Annotated in this window: 23 protein-coding genes; 4 read left to right on the top strand and 19 right to left on the bottom strand. The window is 70.8% G+C overall.

The features are described 5' to 3' along the window. Positions 1 to 110: 110 nt before the first annotated feature. Positions 111 to 854 (bottom strand): Clp protease N-terminal domain-containing protein, encoded by a 744-nt coding sequence (locus tag OCS65_RS22395; protein WP_263507666.1) that lies wholly within the window; start codon positions 852 to 854, stop codon positions 111 to 113. A 98-nt stretch (positions 855 to 952) separates the two neighbouring features. On the opposite strand from OCS65_RS22395, the gene rpe reads away from it, so the two are divergent. Then, positions 953 to 1,684, top strand: coding sequence for a ribulose-phosphate 3-epimerase (gene rpe / locus OCS65_RS22400; protein WP_006930272.1), 732 nt, complete (start codon positions 953 to 955; stop codon positions 1,682 to 1,684). Positions 1,685 to 1,771: 87 nt separating this feature from the next. Here rpe and OCS65_RS22405 read toward each other — a convergent pair whose 3' ends face one another. The 4 genes from OCS65_RS22405 to OCS65_RS22420 form a co-directional block, all read right to left on the bottom strand. Further along, entirely contained in the window at positions 1,772 to 2,170 is a 399-nt protein-coding gene (locus tag OCS65_RS22405; protein WP_263507669.1) for a DUF302 domain-containing protein, read from the bottom strand. Positions 2,171 to 2,195: 25 nt separating this feature from the next. After that, positions 2,196 to 2,480 (bottom strand): metal-sensitive transcriptional regulator, encoded by a 285-nt coding sequence (locus OCS65_RS22410; protein ID WP_037201469.1) that lies wholly within the window; start codon positions 2,478 to 2,480, stop codon positions 2,196 to 2,198. A 115-nt stretch (positions 2,481 to 2,595) separates the two neighbouring features. Then, the gene (locus OCS65_RS22415) at positions 2,596 to 2,955 is read right to left on the bottom strand and encodes a rhodanese-like domain-containing protein (protein ID WP_006930269.1); all 360 of its coding nucleotides are present in this window, start codon (positions 2,953 to 2,955) and stop codon (positions 2,596 to 2,598) included. Beyond that, positions 2,952 to 3,266, bottom strand: a complete 315-nt coding sequence (locus OCS65_RS22420) for a rhodanese-like domain-containing protein (RefSeq protein ID WP_006930266.1) — start codon at positions 3,264 to 3,266, stop codon at positions 2,952 to 2,954. Before OCS65_RS22420 ends, OCS65_RS22415 begins: the two co-directional genes overlap by 4 nt. A gap of 199 nt (positions 3,267 to 3,465) precedes the next feature. Between OCS65_RS22420 and OCS65_RS22425 the strand changes: the two genes are divergently transcribed. From OCS65_RS22425 to OCS65_RS22435, 3 genes are all read left to right on the top strand, one after another. After that, the gene (locus OCS65_RS22425) at positions 3,466 to 4,761 is read left to right on the top strand and encodes a lactate 2-monooxygenase (protein WP_006930265.1); all 1,296 of its coding nucleotides are present in this window, start codon (positions 3,466 to 3,468) and stop codon (positions 4,759 to 4,761) included. A 17-nt stretch (positions 4,762 to 4,778) separates the two neighbouring features. Beyond that, entirely contained in the window at positions 4,779 to 5,525 is a 747-nt protein-coding gene (locus tag OCS65_RS22430; protein WP_037201466.1) for an amidohydrolase family protein, read from the top strand. Positions 5,526 to 5,674: 149 nt separating this feature from the next. Beyond that, complete coding sequence (locus tag OCS65_RS22435; RefSeq protein WP_043797747.1) at positions 5,675 to 6,133, top strand: hypothetical protein; 459 nt, start codon at positions 5,675 to 5,677, stop codon at positions 6,131 to 6,133. 12 nt (positions 6,134 to 6,145) lie between these two features. Here the strand turns inward: OCS65_RS22435 and OCS65_RS22440 are convergent, their stop codons facing one another. The 14 genes from OCS65_RS22440 to OCS65_RS22505 form a co-directional block, all read right to left on the bottom strand. Next, on the bottom strand, positions 6,146 to 6,475 hold the full coding sequence (locus OCS65_RS22440; protein WP_029541928.1) for a YnfA family protein: 330 nt from the start codon (positions 6,473 to 6,475) through the stop codon (positions 6,146 to 6,148). 67 nt (positions 6,476 to 6,542) lie between these two features. Beyond that, positions 6,543 to 7,310 (bottom strand): methanethiol S-methyltransferase, encoded by a 768-nt coding sequence (gene mddA, locus OCS65_RS22445; RefSeq protein ID WP_006930258.1) that lies wholly within the window; start codon positions 7,308 to 7,310, stop codon positions 6,543 to 6,545. A 134-nt stretch (positions 7,311 to 7,444) separates the two neighbouring features. Next, positions 7,445 to 9,706 (bottom strand): ATP-dependent DNA ligase, encoded by a 2,262-nt coding sequence (locus OCS65_RS22450; protein ID WP_029541926.1) that lies wholly within the window; start codon positions 9,704 to 9,706, stop codon positions 7,445 to 7,447. Positions 9,707 to 9,898: 192 nt separating this feature from the next. Further along, a complete protein-coding gene (locus OCS65_RS22455) occupies positions 9,899 to 10,330 on the bottom strand; it encodes a type II toxin-antitoxin system Rv0910 family toxin (RefSeq protein WP_263507676.1) in 432 nt (143 codons plus the stop codon). A gap of 71 nt (positions 10,331 to 10,401) precedes the next feature. Next, positions 10,402 to 12,036, bottom strand: coding sequence for a solute symporter family protein (locus tag OCS65_RS22460; RefSeq protein WP_006930252.1), 1,635 nt, complete (start codon positions 12,034 to 12,036; stop codon positions 10,402 to 10,404). Then, positions 12,033 to 12,395, bottom strand: coding sequence for a DUF485 domain-containing protein (locus OCS65_RS22465; protein WP_006930250.1), 363 nt, complete (start codon positions 12,393 to 12,395; stop codon positions 12,033 to 12,035). Before OCS65_RS22465 ends, OCS65_RS22460 begins: the two co-directional genes overlap by 4 nt. A 160-nt stretch (positions 12,396 to 12,555) precedes the next feature. After that, complete coding sequence (locus OCS65_RS22470; RefSeq protein ID WP_006930241.1) at positions 12,556 to 14,367, bottom strand: sodium/solute symporter; 1,812 nt, start codon at positions 14,365 to 14,367, stop codon at positions 12,556 to 12,558. A 7-nt stretch (positions 14,368 to 14,374) separates the two neighbouring features. After that, positions 14,375 to 14,680: a hypothetical protein gene (locus tag OCS65_RS22475; protein WP_202917667.1), complete on the bottom strand. Its 306-nt coding sequence runs from the start codon at positions 14,678 to 14,680 to the stop codon at positions 14,375 to 14,377. Positions 14,681 to 14,838: 158 nt separating this feature from the next. Next, a complete protein-coding gene (locus OCS65_RS22480) occupies positions 14,839 to 15,627 on the bottom strand; it encodes a LytR/AlgR family response regulator transcription factor (RefSeq protein ID WP_006946359.1) in 789 nt (262 codons plus the stop codon). An 88-nt stretch (positions 15,628 to 15,715) separates the two neighbouring features. Further along, a complete protein-coding gene (locus OCS65_RS22485) occupies positions 15,716 to 16,933 on the bottom strand; it encodes a sensor histidine kinase (RefSeq protein WP_006946362.1) in 1,218 nt (405 codons plus the stop codon). After that, positions 16,930 to 17,322 carry an MmcQ/YjbR family DNA-binding protein gene (locus OCS65_RS22490; protein WP_006946363.1) on the bottom strand — a complete coding sequence of 131 codons (393 nt, stop codon included), beginning with the start codon at positions 17,320 to 17,322 and terminating at the stop codon, positions 16,930 to 16,932. Before OCS65_RS22490 ends, OCS65_RS22485 begins: the two co-directional genes overlap by 4 nt. A 97-nt stretch (positions 17,323 to 17,419) precedes the next feature. After that, a complete protein-coding gene (locus tag OCS65_RS22495) occupies positions 17,420 to 17,623 on the bottom strand; it encodes a YbdD/YjiX family protein (RefSeq protein WP_044476511.1) in 204 nt (67 codons plus the stop codon). Continuing rightward, entirely contained in the window at positions 17,616 to 19,943 is a 2,328-nt protein-coding gene (locus OCS65_RS22500) for a carbon starvation CstA family protein (protein WP_006946367.1), read from the bottom strand. The genes OCS65_RS22495 and OCS65_RS22500 overlap by 8 nt, the downstream gene beginning before the upstream one ends. Before the next feature lie 68 nt (positions 19,944 to 20,011). After that, on the bottom strand, positions 20,012 to 21,649 hold the full coding sequence (locus OCS65_RS22505) for a Na+/H+ antiporter (RefSeq protein ID WP_029541922.1): 1,638 nt from the start codon (positions 21,647 to 21,649) through the stop codon (positions 20,012 to 20,014). Between the last annotated feature and the right edge of the window lie 167 nt (positions 21,650 to 21,816).

The following is a 21,816-nucleotide window of genomic DNA, read 5'->3' on the forward strand; positions in this document are numbered from 1 at the left end:
CGGCTGCCTCGACTCAACGGTAGATCGAGGAGCGGACCGGGGAGGCGGTTTCGCCCTGCGGATGAGGCCCTCTCAGCGACGGGTCGGCTGGACAGCGGATCGCTGCCTGCTCATTCCGCGTCTCCGCGCTCCGCGTGTGCGGCCTGCTCCGCCGCCACGGCCGCGGCGACGTGCGCTTCGGCGGCCGTCTTGTCCACGCCGAGACCGGTGAGGACGCCGTTTCCGTCCTCGTATTCGAGGAGGGCGAGGAGGATGTGCTCGGTGCCGATGTAGTTGTGCCCGAGACGAAGTGCCTGCCGGAACGTCAGCTCCAGGGCCTTGCGCGCACGCGCGTCGTAGGGGATCAGGTCGGGCACGTCCCCGGACGCCGGCGGGAGCTTCTCCACCACGGCGCGACGGACCGCGTCCGGCGAGACGTCCTGCGCGACGAGCGCGCGGACCGCGAGGGCGTCGGGCTCGCTCAGCAGACCGAGGACGAGATGCTCGCCGGTGATCTCGGCGTTGCCGGCCGCCCGGGCCTCGTTCTGTGATGCCATGACGACGTTACGGGCGCGTTCGGTGAATCGGCTGAATCCTTGTTCGGGATCGAGATCGGCAGAACCCTTGGGCACGAAGCGCTTCTGTGCCGCCTGCTTGGAGACGCCCATGCTGCGCCCGATGTCCGTCCAGGACGCGCCGGAGCGGCGGGCCTGGTCGACGAAGTGGCCGATCAGATGGTCGGCGACCTCCCCGAGATGCTCGGCGGCGAGGACCGCGTCGGTCAGTTGTTCCAGGGCGTCGGTATGCACCTTCTTGATGGCATCGATGAGGTCGTCGAGCCGGACGGGATTGCTCATGGGTACCGGGTTCGTCATTCGTCAACCATAGGTTGACGCGCTCATGGTCGTCAATGCCCGGTTGACGATCGATCCGGTGCGCCTCGCCGGCACCGCGAGGCGGGTACTGTCGTCGCATGGACCCCGACGTCCGCGCTGGTCACCGGGCCGATCGCCGCCCGCGGCGCGAGCCGATGATCGCGCCCAGCCTGGCCTCGGGCGACCTGGCGCGCCTGGCCGACGAGGCGCGGGCCGTGGCCGGTGGATCCGATCGGGGCGCGGACTGGCTACACGTCGACGTGATGGACGGACACTTCGTCCCCAACATCACCTTCGGGGTGCCGGTCGTGCGGTCCCTCGCCCGGCACACCCCGCTGCCGCTCGACTGCCACCTGATGATCGAGGATCCCGACCGGTGGGCGGTCGACTACGCGGAGGCGGGCGCGCACAACGTCTCCGTGCACGTCGAGGCCGTCCGCGACCCGGTCGCTCTCGCCGGCCGCCTGCGCGACGCCGGCGCCCGCGCCGGTCTCGCGCTCGCGCCGCAGATCCCGCTCGAGCCGCACATCGGCACGCTCTCGCACTTCGACACGCTCCTGGTGATGAGCGTGCCTCCGGGATTCAACGGCCAACGGTTCATCCCCGAGATGCTCGACAAGGTGCGCGCGGCGCGACGCCTGGTCGACGCGGGGGAACTCGACGTGCTCATCGAGGTCGACGGCGGGGTGAACCTCGACACCATCGGGGCTGCCGCGGCGGCCGGCGCCGACTGCTTCGTGGCCGGCACGGCCGTCTACGGCACGGACGACCCGGCCCGCGCCGTGCGCCTGCTGCGCGAGAAGGCCCGGGCGGCGTACGGGAGACCGTGACGAGCGGGAGACAGGACGAACGGGCGACAGGACGAACACGGGAACGGGCGCCGAGAGACATCTCGGCGCCCGTTCTCGAGTGACGGCTCAGCTCCCCAGCGCGTCGATCGCTGCCTGCAACCGCCGGGCGGCCTCGTCGGCGACGGGCTGCAGCCCGGGATCCTCGGCCACCTGCACCATCAGTTGCGGGTTCATGGCCTCGACGTGCACCAGGTTGGCGTCCTCCGGATCGCGCCGGACGACGACGTTGCACGGCAGCAGCAGCCCGATCTGCCGATTGACCGAGACGGCCTGGTGTGCGAGCGGCGGGTTGCACGCCCCGAGGATGACGTACGGCTCCATGTCGACGTCGATCTTGGTCTTCAGGGTGGCCTGCATGTCGATCTCGGTGAGCACCCCGAAGCCCTGTTCCTTCAGCGCCTCGCGGGTGCGCTCGACGGTGTCGCCGAGCGGGGCGCGCAGCGTGGTGGCGAGAGCGAGTGTCATGCTGCTCCTTCGTGGTTCGCTGTTGTCAGGCGAGCGCGAGGAAGAGCTTCTCGAGTTCCTCCTCGGTCAGCTTGTCGACGCAGGTGTCGTCCTGCTCGTCGAGGACACACTGCCGCAACCGGGTGGCGACGATCTTGAATCCGGCCCGGTCGAGGGCGCGCGAGACCGCGGCGAGCTGGGTGACCACCTCGCGGCATTCGCGCCCGTTCTCGATCATGGAGATCACGCCGGCGAGCTGGCCCTGTGCGCGGCGCAGCCGGTTGAGCACCTGGGTGGTGGATTCTGCGGCATTCACGGTGTTAACTGTCATGGTCGGCCCCTTCATACTGAAGATGAACCCATCATACCCGGTGGGGTATTCCCGTGCCCACATTCCGGCTCGGCGCCGATTCCCGGACCTCGGGCCGGTCGACCCGGCGATTCCTTCAGCGGCGACCGCCCTTGACCACCCGCTCGCCGGCCCGCTCCCAGGCGATCATGCCGCCGCGCAGCGAGGCGACGGGCGCCTGCGCCGCCGGGGCGAACATCCGCGCGGCGCTCGCGGAGCGCATGCCCGAGTGGCACACGAACACCACCGGCCGGTTGCGCACGATCCGCGCCGCCTTCGTCGGAACCTGGGAGAGTTCGCAGTGCTGCGCGACGGGCGCGTGCCCGGACCGGTACTCGGCGGCGGAGCGTACGTCGACGAGGACCGCCCCGCCGTCCAGCAACTCGCGCGCCCGGCCGACGCCGACGGACTCGTAGGGCTTGGCGAAGCGCGCCTTGATCTTCTCGAGCAGGCTCATCGGGTTCCGCCCTGTTCGGCCGGGTGACCGGCGCGCAGCCAGCCCTTGGTGCCGCCGGCGACCGAGACCGCGGACCGCCCCGACGCGGACACGATGTCCGCGCCGCGCAGGCTGCGATTGCCGGAGGCGCAGATGACGTAGACGAGGTCGGTCCCCGGGATCTCGGCGAGACGGGAAGCGAGTTCGCCGAGCGGGATCCACTGGGCACCGGGCACGTGCGCCTGCTCGTATTCGTAGTCCTCGCGCACGTCCACGACGGTCGCGCCGGACTTCCACTCGTCGGCGAATGCAGCGATGTCGATTTCCCTCATTGTCCACTCCTCGGCCCACACCGGTGGGCATCGTGCCGTCGTTCGAGGTTCATACCCCATGGGGTACTGCATACCCTAGGGGGTATATCGGAATCTGTCCACCGTCTCCGCCGGACGACCGGCGCTTCGGCCCGGCGCGTGGGCGCTTCCGTGTAGCGTCCGAGACGATCCCGCCCGACGCACCAGTGAGGAATCGCCGATGAGCGACGGACCCGTGGCGCCGCAGCCCGGCGCGGGCCGTGCCCGCCAGAACGTCATCTACCGGGCAGGAGTGCTCGGGCGCACCCCCGCGGTGCCGACCGACTTCGCCGGCCTGGAACGCCTGGCGCGACGGAAGACGAGCCGGCGCGGCTGGGCCTACATCGCCGGGGGCGCCGGCGAGGGCGCGACGATGCGCGCCAACCGCGAGGCCTTCGACCGCTGGAAGATCGTCCCCCGCGTGCTGCGCGACGTCTCCCGCCGGGACCTGAGCGTCGAGCTGTTCGGCCGCACCCTGCCCGCCCCGGTCCTGCTGGCGCCGGTCGGCGCCGCCGAGCTCGCGCACCCCGACGCCGACGTCGCGATCGCTGGCGCGGCGGCCGAACTCGGCGTGCCCTACATCTTCTCCAACCAGGGCTGCGCCCCGATGGAGGAGAGCGCCGCGGCGATGGGAGACTCCCCGCGCTGGTTCCAGTTGTACTGGAGCAGCGACGACGACCTCGTCGACAGCCTGCTCGCCCGCGCGAAGACGATCGGCGCGGACGCCGTGGTCGTCACCCTGGACACCACCCTGCTGGGCTGGCGGCCCCAGGACCTCAACCTCGGATCCTTGCCGTTCGCCCGCGGCGAGGGCATCGCCCAGTACACCTCGGACCCGACGTTCGTGCGCATCGTCCGCGAGCGCATCGCGGCCGCCGCCGGCGCACGACCCGAGGTGGAGGTGACCCTAGGCGCGATCAGGACACTGCTCTCGATGAGCCGGCGCTACCCCGGCCGCCTCCTCGACAACCTCCGCTCCCCCGAGCCCCGGGCCGCCGTCGAGACCTTCCTCGACATCTACTCCCGGCCCTCCCTGACGTGGACGGAGATCGAGTCGCTGCGCGAGCGCACCGATCTTCCCGTGCTGCTCAAGGGCATCCTCCATCCGGACGACGCCCGGCGCGCCCTCGACGCCGGGGCCGACGGCATCATCGTCTCCAACCACGGTGGCCGCCAGGTGGACGGCGCGATCGCCTCGCTCGACGCCCTGGTCGGCATCGCACCCGCCGTCGACGGCCGGGTACCGGTGCTGCTCGACAGCGGAATCCGCACCGGATCGGACGTGTTCAAGGCGCTCGCCCTCGGCGCCGACGCGGTCACCGTCGGCCGCCCGCACCTGTACGGGCTGGCGGTGGGCGGCCGCGAGGGGGCCCGCGACGCCGTCGCGAACATCATCGCCGAGTTCGATCTGACGCTCGGGCTCAGCGGGCTGACGTCGGTGAAGGAGATCACCGCGGACGCGCTTACGCGCACGTGACCGACGGGCGACGCGTGATGCCGATCTTCGACGCCCACTTCCATATCGTCGACCCCCGCTTCCCCGTGACCCCGAACGAGGGATACGTGCCGCCGGCCTTCACGGTCGCCGACTATCTCGAGCGGGTCCGCGGGCTCGGCGTCACGGGTGGCGCCGTCGTGTCCGGCTCCTTCCACGGCTTCGATCAGGGCTACCTGCTGGACGCGCTGGCCCTCCTCGGCCCCCGCTTCGTGGGCGTCACCCAACTGCCGGCGACCGTGACCGACACCGAGATCGCCCGGCTCGACGAGGCCGGCGTGCGCGGGATCCGGTTCAACCTGCGCCGCGGCGGTTCGGAATCCGCCGCCCACCTCGACTCGCTCGCGCGGCGGGTCCACGACGTCGCCGGCTGGCACACCGAGTTGTACGTCGACGCCCGCGAACTGCCCGCGCTCACCGGGACCGTCGCCGCCCTGCCCGCGGTGAGCATCGACCACCTGGGCCTGTCCGCGGCCGGACTGCCGCACCTGCTGGACCTGGTCGACCGCGGGGTCCGGGTCAAGGCGACCGGGTTCGGCCGCGCCGACTTCGACGTCGCCGCCGTTCTGCGCGCCGTCGCCGACCGGAACCCGCACGCCCTGATGTTCGGCACCGACCTGCCGTCCACCCGGGCGCCGCGGCCGTTCACCGACACGGACGTCGCAGTGGTCACCGATGCACTGGGTCCGGACCTCGCCGCGCGGGCGCTGCACGACAATGCCGCGCAGTTCTACCGCGTGCGTTGACATCCCCGGCAAGCAAGATCTCCGAAACGTCGTATGCTCCGCCGTTCGCGATCTAGACTCGGGGGCGTCATTCGGTGCGCGGGGCGCGCCGCCGGCGGGGCGCGGCGGTCGGCACCCGGACGTGACATTCCGATCACAGGAGCATCAGCATGAGCGCCGCCCGAACCACCCGAGCAATCCTCGCCACCGCCGCACCGATCGCGGCCGCCGTCCTGTTCGCCGGCAGCGCCGGCGCCGCACCGCCCCAATCCCTCGGCACGGCACTGACCTTCGGGTGCCTCAACCAGGGCAGCCTGGCCTCGATCACGGCGGTCACCGCGCAGGCCGGCCCGGAGGCGAACCCCGCGATCGCACCCGGTCACGTACTGTTCTCCACCGCACCGGGAATGGGCCCCATGCCCGCTGCGGGGCAGGTGTCGGTCGCATGGCTCAATCAGAGCACCGGCCAGGCGGGGATCGTCGACCTCGAGGGGACGTACCCGAACCTGGCGAAGGTGGTGAACACCGGCCCGGGCACCGTGCTCACCACCGTATTCGGTTCGGTGAACCTGAGCAGCGGCCCGATCTGCAATTCGACACCGGCCGCGGGGACGGTGACCGTCGGCTGACGGTGCCGGAGTTCAGCGCGGGCTGTACATGATCAGCGCCACGCCGAGCAGGCACACCAGGGCGCCGGCCACATCCCACCGGTCGGGGCGGAAGCCGTCGACGATCATCGCCCACACGAGCGATCCGGCGACGAACACTCCGCCGTAGGCAGCGAGGATGCGACCGAAATTCGCATCCGGCTGCAGCGTTGCCACCATTCCGTACCCGCCGAGCGCAATCACACCGGCGCCCACCCAGATCCAGCCGCGCTGTTCCCGGATTCCCTGCCACACGAGCCAGGCACCGCCGATCTCGAACAGGGCCGCGACGACGAACAGGACGAGGGACTTCGCGATGCTCACGCGAAGTACCCTACGGCGCTGCACGGCTCCGGTGCGGGTGCCCGCACCGGAGCCGGCCGGAACATGGTCAGGTTCGGCTCGCCGCGCGCGGGCGGGGCACCAGCCGGGGCACGCGGGCACTGTAGTCGCGGTACCGGTCGCCGAACGTGTCGGTCAGATCGTGTTCCTCGAACCGCAGCGCGACGAGGATGTATCCGGTGGTGACCGCGGCGAACAGCAGGTGGCCCACGCTCATCGTCGGCGCCACCCAGAACGCGATCAGGAAGCCGAGATACAACGGGTGACGCACCACGCGGTACAGCATCGGGGTGCGGAATACGACTTCGGCCGGGGGTTTTCCGGCGAAGTTCCGCAGCACCTGCCGCAGGCCGAACAGGTCGAAGTGGTCGATCGCGAACGTCGATGCGAGCACGAGGCCCCATCCTGCGAAGGACACCGCATAGAGCACCACGCGCACCGGTGTCGCGTCCACGTCCCAGATCTCCTGTGGCAGTGGATGCCACTGCCACATCACCAGCGCCAGGGCGGCGGTGGCGAACAGGACGAACGTGGAGCGTTCGATCGGCTGTGGGACGATGCGGGTCCATCGGTCCTTGAACCAGGGCCGGGCCATGACCGAATGCTGAACGGCGAACACGGACAACAGGGCCAGGTTCACCATCACGGCGACGACGATCGGCGTCTGCGGCCCCTCGTCGATGGTGCGGGGCACCACGAGACCTTCGACCCACCCGATCGAGTACAGGAACACTGCGAAGAACACGGCGTAGGCGGCCGCGCCGTACGCGGTCATCAGGGTGCGGCCGAGGCGGCCCCTGTCGGTCGTCTGCAACATCGTCGAACCTTCCCTCCTCCGGGCGCGCCGGCCCGTGCCACAGTCGGCGGATGTGCCGTGTGACCACGGTGCGCCGACGCGCCGGAGGACGACAGGCACCCCGGGGTGAGGTTTTCGGCACCCGGGGCGGGCGGTCATCCGCGGCCGCGGGCCACGTCCTGCGGGTCGATGTCGTCGCGCAACCCGCGCCAGCTCGGATGCCAGAGCTTGCCGGCGTCGGTCCACTCCCGGAACCGCACCTCCCCCACCAGCTTCGGGCTCACCCACACCGCGTCCCGCGCGTCCTCGCGCGGGACGTCGCCGGCGAAGGGGGTGGTGCGGCGCCGCAGACCCGCCATGGCGGCCGACAGTTCGGCGAGCTGGGGTTCGTCGAAGCCGGTGCCGACGCGGCCGACGTACTCCAGCCCGGCCTCGCCCTGCACGCCGACCAGCAGCGAGCCGAAGGTGCCGGCGCGGGCCCCCTTGCCGAGGCGCCAGCCCCCGATGACGACGTCCTGGGTGAGCCAGTTCTTCGACTTCACCCAGTCGGGGCTGCGCCGGCCCGGCATGTACACCGAGTTCCGCCGCTTGGCCACCACCCCTTCCCAGCCCCGCCGGGTGCTCTCCTCCAGCGCTTCGGATCCGTTGCCGTGCAACAGTTCCGGAACAACCAGCCCGTCGGCCGCGGCGGCGAGCGCGTCGAGCACGCGCCGCCGGTCGGAATACGGCTTGCGGTACAGGGTCACCCCGTCGAGGAAGAGGACGTCGAACACGAAGTACTGCGGGGTGCCCCCGGTCCGCAGCTGCCGGAAGCTTGTGACACCGAGGGTGTCGCACGCGACCACCTCGCCGTCGAGGACCACCTCGTGCCCGTCGAGGATGCGGGTGAGATCGGCGAGAGCGGGGTAGTCGCCGGTGATGTCGCGGCCGGAACGCGAATGCAGCCGCAACTGCCCGTTCTCGATCTCGGCGACGGCGCGGTAGCCGTCCCACTTGCCCTCGAACGCCCATTCGTCGGCGTCGAGACCGGTCACCTCACCCGGTGTCGCGAGCATGGGCTCGAGGTCGCGCGGGAAGCTCGTCGGCGGGCCCGACGGCGCGCTCTGGTCCTTCATGCGGTGCGCGAGCCACTGGTTGCCGGCCGTGCGGATCAGCGCGTACCGGCCCTGCACCCGCGCGCCGTGCAGGCGCACGATCACCTCGTCGTCGCGCCATTTCTCGGTGTCGTAGGTGCCGGTGTCCCAGATCGTCATGCCGCCGGCGCCGTACTCCCCCTTGGGGATCACGCCGTGGAAGGTGAGGTACTCGAGCGGATGGTCCTCGGTGCGCACCGCGAGGTTGTTGCGGCCGGGATCGTCCGGCAGATTCTTCGGCACCGCCCACGACGCGAGCACCCCGTCGCGCTCGAGCCTCAGGTCGTAGTGCAGGCGGCGGGCGTGGTGCTCCTGGATGACGAAGGAATTGCCCGGTCCGGATCCCACGGTGGCGGGGACGGGTTCGGGGGTGCGGGACGGGTCGCGCTTGTGCCGGTACTCGGTCAGGGCGTCGGACTCGGGCAGCGGCGGGTCGAGCGCGGCGAGCGGGTCGGGTCCGGCCTCGAGGCGCGCGAGCACCTCGTCGAACCGCAACTGGTGCAACCCGGGGTCGTCGAGTTCGTCCCAGGTGCGGGGCGCGGCGACCCACGGCTGCTCCCGGCCGCGCAGGGAATACGGCGCGATGGTCGTCTTGGCCTGGTTGTTCTGGCTCCAGTCGAGGAACACCCGGCCACCGCGCACGGCCTTGGCCATGGTGGCGGTGACCAGGTCGGGATGCAGCGTCTCGAGGTTGATCGCCACCTGCTTCGCCACGGTCGACGCCCCGCCCGGTGCGAGCTCGCGGTCGAGCGGCACATACAGGTGTATCCCCTTGCTGCCGCTGGTGACCGGGTAGGCGGGCCAGCCGAGCCCGCCGACCATGTCGCGCACCAGGCGGGCAACCTCGGCGCACTGCGCCAGCGTGACCCCCTCCCCCGGGTCGAGGTCGAACACGATCCGCGTCGCGGGACCCGGGACGGAACCCGAGAACCGCCACTGCGGCACGTGCAGCTCGAGTGCCGCCTGCTGCCCCAGCCAGGCCAGCGACGCCACGGAGTCGAACACCGGATACGTCACCGACCGCTGCTTGTGGTGAACAGTCTTGCGGGTGAGCCACTTCGGCGCGTGGGAGGCGAGGTTCTTCTCGAAGAACGACTCGCCGCCGACACCCTCGGGCCAGCGTTTGCGGGTGCCGGGCCGGCCCGCGACGTGAGGTAGCAGCACCGGGGCGACGGCGACGTAGTAGTCGACCACGTCGGCCTTCGTCGTGCCCGTGCTCGGGTACAGCACCTTGTCGAGGTTCGTCAGGTTCAGACGACGGCCTTCGAATGTGCGGGTCGTCATCGCCTCATTCTGCCGAGCGCGGCCCGCGGGCGCGCACTTCTCGCGCCGGTCCCCGGCGTGTCGCCCGCGCGGAGGGCGCTTTCGGTGCTGCGCTCACGAGCACCTTCGGCGCTGGGACACATGAGCGCCTTCGGTGCTGCGCTCATGGGCACCTTCGGTGCTGGGACCCATGAGCGCCTTCGGCGCTGCGGCTCAGCTGTAGAGTTCGGCGAACCGGCGCAGCGAGGCCTCGATGTCGCCGTGCAGGGCCCGCGCGACGCCGGAGCCGATCGGCCCGAACAGCGGCGCCCCGCCGAGGTCGATGTTCAGGCTGAGCACGGAGCCGATCCCGGCGGCCCGGACGGTCATCCGCAGCTTGAACCGGGTGCCGCCCTTGCCGGAACCGTGGAGCACGAGGTGGTGCGGCGAGCCGATCTCCCGGACGGTCCACGCGACCCGGTTACGCATGCCCTTGACCGAGACGACGGACTCGGCGGTGGTGCCGACGACGAGTTCGCTCGGCAGGTCGCTGCGCCACCCGTCGTGGATGGTCAGCCATTCGTCGAATCCGTGCAGGTCCGACGCCCGCACCCAGGTCACGTGCGGTTCGAGCGGAAGGTCGGTCGATACCTCGAGTTTGGCCATGCCCCGCAGCGTAGACGCCGAAGCGCGGACGCAGGGTGATCGACCCTGCGTCCGCGCTTCGTGGGTGTTGCCTAGTGGGCGACAGCCTTTTCGACACCGACACCGGTGAGGGAGCGGACCTCCATCTCGGCCTGCTTGGCCGGGTCCTCCAGCTTGCGCCGGCCGATGTAGGTACCGACGATGCCGAGGACGAAGGCCAGCGGGATCGACACGATGCCGGGGTTGGCGAGCGGGAAGAGGGCGAAGTCCGCGTTCGGGAACATCGAGGACGGCTTGCCGGACACCGCCGGGGAGAAGGCGATGAGCAGCAGGCAGCTGACCAGGCCGCCGTAGATGCTGAACAGGGCGCCGGTGGTGTTGAACTTCTTCCAGAACAGCGAGTACAGCAGCGTCGGCAGGTTGGCGGACGCGGCGACTGCGAAGGCCAGGGCCACCAGGAAGGCGATGTTCTGGCCCATCGCGAGGATGCCCAGCACGATCGAGACCACGCCGATCACCACGACGGTGATGCGGGAGACCCGCACCTGATCCTCCTCGGAGGCGTTGCCGCGCTTGATCACGCTGGCGTAGATGTCGTGGGCGAAGGACGCGGACGCGGTGATCGCGAGGCCGGCGACGACCGCGAGGATCGTGGCGAACGCGACGGCGGAGATGATGCCGAGGAAGATGGTGCCGCCGAGTTCGAAGGCGAGCAGCGGCGCGGCCGAGTTCTCCTTGCCGGGGGCGCCGAGGATGACGTCCGGTCCGACCATCTTGGCGGCACCGTAGCCGAGCACCAGGGTGAACAGGTAGAACCCGCCGATCAGGGCGATGGCCCAGGTCACCGAGCGCCGGGCCTCCTTGGCGGTGGGCACGGTGTAGAAGCGCATCAGCACGTGCGGCAGGCCGGCGGTGCCGAGCACCAGGGCGATGCCGAGCGAGACGAAGTCGAGCCGGGTCATGTCGCTGATGCCGTACTTGGCGCCGGGGGCGAGCACGTCGCGGCCGGCGACGGCCTCGTTGGTGGAGCTGTTCACCATGGCCTGCGCGTCGGCCAGCAGCTGCGAGAAGTTGCCGCGGACCGCGAGCAGCACGAGCACGAACATGATGCCGGCACCGGCGACGAGCAGCACGGCCTTGACCATCTGCACGTAGGTGGTGCCCTTCATGCCGCCGATGAGCACGTACACGATCATCAGGACGCCGACCACGGCGACGACGATGCCCTGGCCGAGCTTGCCGTCGATGTTGAGCAGCAGCGCGACGAGGCCACCCGCACCGGCCATCTGGGCGAGCAGGTAGAACAGCGACACCGCGAGGGTGGACAGCGCGGCGGCCATACGCACCGGACGCTGCTTGAGCCGGAAGCTCAGGACATCGGCCATGGTGAAGCGGCCGGTGTTGCGCAGCAGTTCGGCGACGAGCAGCAGGGCGACGAGCCAGGCGACGAGGAAGCCGATGGAGTACAGGAATCCGTCGTAGCCGTAGACGGCGATGGCGCCGGCGATGCCGAGGAACGACGCGGCCGACAGGTAGTCGCCGGCGATCGCGAAGCCGTTCTGCGGGCCGGAGAACTGCCCGCCGCCGGTGTAGAAGTCCGAGGCCTTCTTGGTGGAGCGGCTGGCCCGGATGACCAGGCTCATCGTCACGACGACGAATGCGACGAAAATCGCGATGTTGAACAGGGGGTTGCCGACGTCGGTGGCACCCTGGGCCAGAACTGTCACTGGGCCGGTCCTTCCAGCTCTTCACGGATCGCGGCGGACCGCGGATCCAGGTCACGGTTGGCGAACCGCACGTAGAGCGCGGTGATGACGAAGGTCGATACGAACTGCGCGAGTCCGAGGATCAGGCCGAGGTTGATGTTGCCGAGCACCTTGGTCGCCATGAAGTCGGCGGCGTAGGTGGCCAGCAGGACGTACACGAAGTACCAGGTGAGGAAGAGTCCCGTCATCGGGAAGACGAACCGCCGGAGCCGGCGGCGCAAGTCCTGGAACTCCGGACTCGCCTGCATGTCGACGAAGTCCTGCGCATCGGGCGTGCGGCGCTCGAGCGCCCCGCCCTTGCCGAGGTGAGCTGTGGTCACTGCCGACTCCTTGGTCGTGGCTTCAGGGATCGCCCCTGTGAGACGTACTACCAGTAGACCGTAATGAGACGAGAGTCACACGAGAAGATGGTGGCACCGGTCACACGCCGAGCTGTCGACCGGTGCGGCGAACGGTCCCCCGGGCGCGACGAGTGGCGGCTCAGTGGCCTCGCGGCCGGGGCGACTTTCCGGGTCCGCGCCGGTCCGCGGGGTCGCCGGTGTCCTCGAACGCCCCGAGCTCCCGGTCCCGGCCCATCCCCAGCCGCTCGGGCACGTGCATGCGGGAGAAGACGCGACCGATGTCCGCCGGGACGCGGGATCGGGTGGCGAGGCTGACGACGACCATGGTGACGAACGCGAGTGGCACGCTCACGGCGGCCGGGTAGCCGATGACGGCGGCGAGCCAGCCTCCGCCCGTCCCGGGGTCGATGCGCACCAGCACGACCACCAGGGCCGCGCCGCCGGCCACCACCGCGCCGACCACCATGCCGGCGGCCGCCCCGGCCGCGGTGAGCCCGCGCCACCAGATGCCGAGCATCAGCAGCGGACACAGCGTGGAGGCGGCCACCGCGAACACCAGACCTACCGCCCGCGACAGGTCCAGCGACGTCACCGCCAGCGACAGGCCGAGCGGCACCAGGCCGGCGAGGACGGCCGCGATCCGGAAGTCCCGCACCCGCCCCCGCAGCACGTCGGTGGACAGCACGCCGGCGACGCTGACCAGCAACCCCGAGGACGTGGACAGGAACGCCGCGATCGCGCCGGCGGCGACGAGCGCGGCGAGCAGCTGGCCGCCCCAGCCGGACAGGACCGACCCCGGCAGCAGCAGCACGGCCGCGTCGGAGCGGCCGGTGATGAGCAGTTGCGGCACGTACAGGCGCGCGAACACCCCGAGCAGCGTCGGGAACAGATAGAACACGCCGAGCAGGGCGATCACCGCGAGCGACGTCATGCGGGCCGCACGCCCGTCGGGGTTGGTGTAGAAGCGCACCAGCACGTGCGGCAGCCCCATGGTGCCGAGGAAGGTGGCGAGGATCAGCGAATACACCTGGAACATCGGGTGCGCGCCGCCGATCCCGCCGCCGGGCGCGGCCCAGTCGTCGTTGGTGGCGGGTGCCCCGGCCACCACCGGCACGGCTGCGCCGGGCTCGAGCACCAGCGCCGTGCCGGCGGCCACCTCGTGCTCGCCGGGCGCGAGCAGCACGGTGCCGTCCACGGTCCGTCCGTCGACCCGTCCGGTGGCGGCGACCTCGAGAGGCTCGCCGACCTGGACGACGACGTCGGTGGTGACGTCGACGGTGGTGCGCTCGGTGACCGTCGGCGGCGCCGGCTGCCCGACGGCGCGGTCGTCGTCGAGGAAGTGGACGGCGAGCACGAGGGCCGGCACCGCGACGGCGGTGAGCTTGAGCCAGTACTGGAACGCCTGGACGAAGGTGATCGAGCGCATGCCGCCACCGACGACGTTGCCGACGACGATCAAGCCGACCGCGACGACGCCGACCCAGTCGGGGACGCCGAGCAGGATGTTCAGGGTCAGTCCCGCGCCCTGGAACTGGGGGACGAGGTAGAGCACGCAGACGACGGCGACGATCACCATCGCCAGGGTGCGCAGCCATCGCGCGCCGAGCCGGAACTCCGCGAAGTCGGGCACCGTATAGGCGCCGGACCGGCGCAGCGGCGCGGCGACGAACAGCAGCAGGCCCAGGTAGCCCGCCGTGAAGCCCACCGGATACCACAGGGCGTCGGCGCCGTACTTGGCGATCAGCCCGGCCACTCCGAGAAACGAGGCGGCGGAGAGGTATTCACCGGATATGGCGGCGGCGTTCCAGCGGGGGCCGACGCTGCGGGAGGCGATGAGGAAGTCGGAGGTGGTGCGGGCCAGCCGGACTCCGTAGATGCCGATCGCGACGGTGGCGGCGGCTGCGGCGACGAGCCCGATGACGGTGACGACGGGGATCGAACCGGTATCCATGAGCCGCTCAGTCGTCGACCAGGTCGGTGAAGTCCTGCTCGTTGCGTTCGGCCAGGCGGACGTAGAGCCCGCCGATGCCGAGCAGCAGCGGGTATCCGACGAATCCGAGCAGCAGCCACGGCAACCGGATGCCGAGCACCGTCAGGTCCGTCAGGCGCGGCACGAAGTGGAACAGCAGCGGCAGGGCACACAGCAGGCACACCGCGACGAGCGAGAGCCGCGCGGCGAGGCCGAGCTGGGCTCGGACCAGGCCGCGCACCATGGCCTCCCCGACCTCGGTCTGTTCCTGGACCTCCACGCGGGTGCGCACCATGCGGGCGCCGCGGCGCTGGGCGAGCACCACCCGTTCGCGCGGCGGCGGGCCGCCCGAACCACGCGGCGGCGGGCCGCCCGAACCACGCGGCGGCGGGCCGCCCGAACCACGCGGCGGCGGGCCGCCCGAACCATGCGGCGGCGGGTTGCCGGACGGACTCATCTGGTCGTCCAGGTCTGCATCGGTCCGCGGATCAGGCGGTCCTTGAGCTCGCGGGTGTGGCGACGGCTCACCGGCAGTTCGACGGGCGGCTTGCCCTCCTCGGCCCGCAGGCACACGACGAGGCCGGAGCCGACGCTGCGAATGCCGGTCACCAGGGGCAGCGACACGAGGTAGGAGCGGTGCACCCGCAGGAACCCGGCGTCGGCCCAGCGGCTCTCGAGGGTGGAGATGGGGATGCGCACCAGGTGGGAGCCGGTGCCGGTGTGCAGGCGTGCGTAGTCGCCGTCGGCCTCGACCCACTGCACCGACGACCGCGGCACCAGTGTGGTCACGCCGCCGAGTTCGACGGGGATCACCTCGTCCGCCGCGGCCGCGCCCGCGGCGGCGGATTCGGTTTCGCGGGTGCGGCGGCGCTCGGCGATGCGGCGCACCGCCTCGGCGAGACGTTCCTCGCGCAGGGGTTTGAGCAGGTAGTCGACCGCGCCGAGGTCGAAGGCCGCCACCGCACGGTCGTCGTGCGCGGTCACGAACACGACGGCGGGCGGGTTCGCGAAGTTGCGCAGGATGCCGGCGAGCTCCAGGCCGTCGAGGCCGGGCATGTTGATGTCGAGGAACACCGCGTCGATCCCACCGTCGCGCAGCAGCCGCAGGGCGGTGGTCGCCTCGCCCGCGGTGTGGACATGGCCGATCTCCTCGCGTCGCCGCAGCAGGTACGCGAGCTCGTCGAGGGCCGGCGGTTCGTCGTCGACGGCCAGCACGGTGAGGGTGTCGGTGGTGTCGTTCACAGCCGGTCCATCGTGCCATGCCGGACCGTCCGCGCGGAGCGGACCGGTCCACTCGCGCGGAGCGGGGCCGGGTGGCGGAAGGGTCGCGTCATGCCCGTATCCCGGGCCGGAACTTCGGCACCCGCATGCTGACCTTCGTTCCGGCCCCCGGCGCCGTCTCGACGACGAGGCCGTAGTCGTTGCCGAACGCTGCGCGCAGGCGATCGTCGACGTTGGCCAGTCCCACGTGCGCCGCCTCCTTGGCGCTGGTGCGCCCCTGTCCCTCGGCGACGGCGTCGAGATCGCCGGAGCGCAGGAGTTCGGGATCCATGCCGACGCCGTCGTCCTCGACGCTGATGACGCAGTCGGTGCCCTCGTCCGCGGCGACGATGCTGATGGTGCCGGTGCGGGTGCTCTTGCCCGCGATGCCGTGCCGCACGGCGTTCTCGACGAGGGGCTGCAGGGCGAGGAACGGCAGCACCACGTTGAGCACCTCCGGCGCGACCTGCAGCCGCACCTCGAGGGCGTTGCCGAACCGGGCCCGCTCGAGCGTGAGATACCGGTCGATGTTGCGCAGTTCGTCGGCGAGCAGCGTGTACTCCCCGGCCGCGCGGAAGGAGTACCGGGTGAAGTCGGCGAATTCGAGGAGCAGTTCGCGGGCGCGTTCGGGGTCGGTGCGCACGAACGACGCGACGGTGCCCAGGGCGTTGTAGATGAAGTGCGGGCTGATCTGAGCGCGCAGCGCCAGCACCTCGGCGCGGTCGAGGCGGGCGCGGGAGGCGTCGAGTTCGGCGAGTTCGATCTGGCTGCAGGCGTAGCGGGCGACCTCGGTGAGCACGCCGAGCAGAGCCGGGCCGGGCTCGGTGGTGGTCACGACGCCGAGCGCACCGACGACCCCGACGTTGTCGATGACGAGCGGCTGCACGATCACGGCGCGCGCGGCCTGCTCGTCGGGACCGCGCTGGAGGTCGCCGTGCCCGACGAGGACGCGCCGGTCGTCGGCGATCGCGCGCTTCGCGGCGGTGAGCAACTGGGCGGACAGCCCTTCGAAGGGGCCGCTCCACGCCAGGCGGGTGCCGTCCGCGTCGACGAGCGCGACGGACGACGTGCCGGTGAGCGAGCGCAGGTGCGGGGCGGCCTCCTGCGCGGACGTCGCGTCGAGGCCCCGGCGCAGCGGCCGCGCGGCCAGCGACGCGGTGTGCAGGGTGGCGTGCACGGCACGTTCGGCCGGTGTGGTCAGGCCACGCCGGGTGCGCAGCCACAGCACGGTGACGCCGGCGACGACGAGCAACGCGACGGCCAGGAGCGCGGCGAGGGTTGCGCTCACCGCGGGTCCGGTCCCGGCTCGGCGTCGAGCCGCGCGACGAGGGTCTTCGGCGCGACGGTGCGGTACGCGTCCTCGACGATGTCCGCGACGTCGTCCCAGAAGGCGTCGCCGGTGGCGCCGGGGCCGTCGAGGCGGACCCCGATCCAGCCACGGGTGCCGACGTACGGCGGCCGGAAGAAGCGATCCGGGTCCCGCTCGATCCAATCCTGTTGTGCGCCCGCGGGTGCGGCCGCCCAGAACGCGACACGGTCGTCGTGGTGGTGGTCGGCGAAGGTGGCGAACTGCGGGGAGCGGCGGACGAACCAGGCCGGTTCGCCGTGGCTGACGCGTTCGGTGACGTCCGGAAGCGCGGTGCACAGGGCACGCAGGCGGTCGAGCGGACTCATCATGGGTTCACGCTAGGCCACCGCAGCGACGCCGTTGCGGGGTACACGGTGGCCGGGTGCACGCGGATCGGCGCGGCGCCGGCCGGTGCCCGCACAGGCCTCAGCAGCAACGTGCCCCCGGGTTCGCGTCCGCGGCGGCGTAACGGGTGCGCCAGTACTCGCGTTCGGTGGGGATCTCGGCTCCGGGGTGCAGCCGTTCCAGGTGGGCGACGTACCGCGCGTAGTCGTGGTCGCCCATCAGCGCTCCGATCCACCAGCGCACCGTTCGTCCCCGCGCGGCGAGCGCGGCGAGCACCCTACTCATGGTGCGCTCCGGTCGGCTCCGAGCGGGGGCCGCGAGCGGGACGGATGTGCGCGGCGCCCGGGGCGCGCACGCGTCCGGACGCGATGAGCACGTCCCACTGGTGCTGTATTCGTTTCTCGGCGGCCGTGGGTACGAACCCGGCCGGGGCGAAGATCTTCGACGGAACGTCGGGAGCCTCGGTGGTGGGCAGCCCTCCGGCCCGGAACGCCTTGACGCACACGATGGCTCCCGCGACGGCGACGATCAGCACGAGACTCGCGAACACGATCGACAGTGTGCCCTGGATGAAGGTGTTGCGGATCACCGCGTCGATCGCGGCGGGGCTCGTCGCGGACCGGAAACTGGTCTCCCCGGCGTCCTTGGCGGCCTGGAAGTCGAAGTGCTGGGTCCAGTACCCGATCGCGGGATCCCCCGAGAAGATCTTCTGCCACGAGGCGGTCATCGTCACGATCAGGTCCCACACGAGCGGAACGCCCGGGATCCATGCCCATTTGAACAGGCCCTTCTTCATCACCACGGTGAGCACGACCGTCAGGGCGATCGCGGCGAGCAGCTGGTTGGCGATGCCGAACAGCGGGAAGAGGGTGTTGATGCCCCCGAGTGGATCGGTGACGCCCATCAGCAGGATCGCACCCCACGCGGCCACGACCAGCAGCGAGCACAGCCACGCGCCCGGACGCCACGACGGGTCCTTGAACCGGCGGGCCGGTCCCCCGAAGTTGCCGAGCGAATCCGAGAGCATGAAGCGGGCGACGCGGGTGCCGGCGTCGACGGTCGTGAGGATGAACAGGGCCTCGAACATGATCGCGAAGTGGTACCAGAACGACTTCAGCGCGTCGCCACCGAACAGGTCGCTCAGCACGCTGGACATCCCGAACGCGAGGGTCGGGGCGCCGCCGGTGCGCGAGATGATCGAGTCCTCCCCGACGTCGGCGGCGGCCTGGGAGATGGCCTCCGGGGTGATATCCGGGGCACCCAGTCCGAGGCCGTTGACGTAGTCCGCCGCAGTGGCGGGAGTGCCTCCGGTCACGCCGGCCGGGGCGTTGAGCACGAAGTACAGATGCTGATCGATCACGCAGGCGGTGATCAGCGCCATGATCGCCACGAAGGATTCGGTGAGCATGCCCCCGTACCCGATCAGCCGGGTCTGCTTCTCCTTCTCGAGCAGCTTCGGGGTCGTGCCTGAGGAGATGAGCGCGTGGAAGCCGGACAGTGCGCCGCAGGCGATGGTGATGAACAGGAACGGGAACAGCGATCCGGCGAAGGCCGGGCCGTTGCCCTCGAGAGCGAAGGAGGTGACGTCCGGCATCTGCAGGGTCGGGCGGACGATGAGAATACCCACGGCGAGCAGCGCGATCGTCCCGACCTTCATGAACGTGGACAGGTAGTCTCGCGGCGCCAGCAGCAGCCACACCGGTAGCACCGAGGCGGCGAATCCGTACGCGATCATCAGCCACGTGATGGTGACCTTGGACAGGGTGAACCACTCGGCTCCCCAGTCCGTTTCGGCCACCCAGCCGCCGGCGACGATGGCCAGCAGGAGCAGTGCGACGCCGATGAGCGAGACCTCCGAGACCCGGCCCGGCCGCAGGTAACGCAGGTACACCCCCATGAAGAGGGCGATGGGGATGGTCATCGCGATGGAGAACAGACCCCATGGGCTCTCGGCGAGCGCATTGACCACGACCAGAGCGAGAACCGCGATGAGGATGATCATGATGACGAAGACCGCGACCATGGCGGCGATTCCGCCGACGACGCCCAGTTCCTCCCGCGCCATCTGACCGAGGCTGCGCCCGCGGCGCCGCGACGAGATCGACAGCACCAGGAAATCCTGCACCGCACCGGCGAACACGACGCCGAGGATGATCCACAGGGTGCCCGGCAGGTACCCCATCTGCGCGGCGAGCACCGGACCGACGAGAGGACCGGCGCCGGCGATCGCGGCGAAGTGGTGTCCGAACAGCACCCGCCGGTCCGTCGGGATGTAGTCCTTTCCGTTCTCGAGGATCTCCGCCGTGGTGGCCCGGTCGTCGCGCGGTTGGACGATCTTGCTCTCGACCAGCCTGGCGTAGAAGCGGTAGGCGATCAGATACGTGCACACCGCGGCGATCACGAACCAGACCGCGTTGACGTTCTCCCCGCGGACCACCGCGATCATCGTCCAGGCGACACCACCGAGCAGCGCCAGCACGACGAACACGACGCGGGCCGACGAAGGCATCGGGGAACGGTCGACGATGCCGACCGGCGGGAGGTCGGGATCCGTGCGCAGGTATTCGATCCGGGGCGGGGACTCGGGAACCGATTCGACGGCCATAAGGAATCCTAGAATCGTCTGCTCCCGCCCCGGCGGGAAAACGCGGATGTCGGCAGTCCGGGGCCCGGTCAGTACCGGGTGCGCCGGTTGAGCCGTTCCTCCGCGGCCGCCTCCTCGACGTCGAGTCCCTCGAGCACCGTGCGGAGCGTCTCGTCGTCGAGGTCGCCGTTGTCGCGTGCCGCGATCAGGGCCTGCCGCTGGGCGCGCAGCACGGAGCGCCGGAGCTTCTCGAACAGGGTGCCCGAGTCGGGCACGGCCGGTTCGTGCTCACCGGCCTCCTCGGCCTGCTGCGCTTCGAGGCGGGCCTTCATGGACCGGTTCACCCGGGCGAGGATGCGTTGCAGCGCCTCGGCGTCGACGCCGTCGGGCGGATTCTTCGCGAGCAGCGCGAGGTGCTGTTCGGCGGCAGTGCCGGAGATGGTCCGCGCACGTTCCATCTGCTCCTGGGCATACAGCCGTTCGTAGGGATCGGCGACGTTCAGCACCCGGATGAGGGCCGGCATCGTCGCCCCCTGGATCAGCAGGGTGCCGACCGCGACCACGAAGGCGATCACCTGGATCGTCTCGCGACCGGGGAACGGCTCGCCGGAGGCCAGGACGAGCGGCACGCCCCCGGCGGCCGCGAGGGTCACCACACCGCGCATCCCGGCCCACGAGATCACCAGGTACTCACGGCCGGTGAACTGGTCGCGCCCCAGCCGGTCGAGCCCGACCTCCCGCGTGAGGCGGCGACGCGCCCAGTGCAGCAGCACCCACAGCGGCCGCACCGCGATCACCACACCGAGCACCGCGAACGCGTAGAGGAACGCGCGGTGCACGTCGAGACCGCTCTCGCGGACCTCGTCGATCACGAACTTCAGCTGCAGTCCCATGTAGGCGAAGACGAACATCTCGAGCAGCACGTCGAGGCTCTCCCACACCGCCCGTTCCTGGATGCGCGTCGCCACGGACGCGTCGGTGGCCCGGTGCCCCATGTACAGGCCGGCTGCGACCACGGCCAGCACACCGGACGCCTCGATCTCCTCGGCGGCCAGGTAGGCGGTGAACGGGAGCACCAGTCCCAGCACCGTTTCCAGCGGCGAGTCGTACATGCGGCCGCGCACCCGGTGCACCACGACGGCGAGCAGCAATCCGATCGCCACGCCGCCGGCCACCTCGTACCCGAAGAACACCACGGGCGAGTCCACCAGCACCCGGGTGCCGGCGACGGCGGAGACCGCGACGGTGAACAGGGTCAGCGCGGTCGCGTCGTTGACCAGACCCTCACCGGTGAGGACCGCGATGACGCGTTTGGGCAGTCCGAGTCGCTGTCCGACGGCGACGGCGCTGACCGCGTCGGTCGGCGCGACCACGGCCCCGAGCACGAGTGCGGCGCCGAGGGTCAGATCCGGCACCAGCGCCGAGGCGGAGAACGCGACGGCGAAGGCCGTGACCAGGACGGTGAAGATACCCAGCCGCAGGATCGGCGCGAGGTGCCGGCGGAAGGTCGCCACGGAGAAGCGCAGCGCCGCCGAGTACAGCAGCGGCGGCAGCACCACCCCGAGGATGATGTCCGGATGCAGCTCGAGCCGCGGCATGCCGGGCAGGAACGAGGCGATCGAGCCGATGGTGACGAGGACCAGCGGGGCCTGGAGGTTTCCGCGGTTCGCGAGTCCGGTGACTGCGACGGCCGCGATGACGACGAGGAGGATCCAGGTCCCGTTCACCCGTCGATTGTGACCCGGACGGGCGGTGGGCGCCGCCGCACGATCCGAGTGCCCGGTGTCCGAGCCCACCGGGCACCGATACTCGCGTGCCCTGCACCGCACCCTTGACACCCCCCGAGAAACGAACGTATATTCACCTCAAGTGAATGAGCATTCATTTTGCTCGT

The sequence above is a fragment of the Rhodococcus aetherivorans genome (assembly GCF_025722975.1).
Lineage (GTDB): Bacteria > Actinomycetota > Actinomycetes > Mycobacteriales > Mycobacteriaceae > Rhodococcus > Rhodococcus aetherivorans.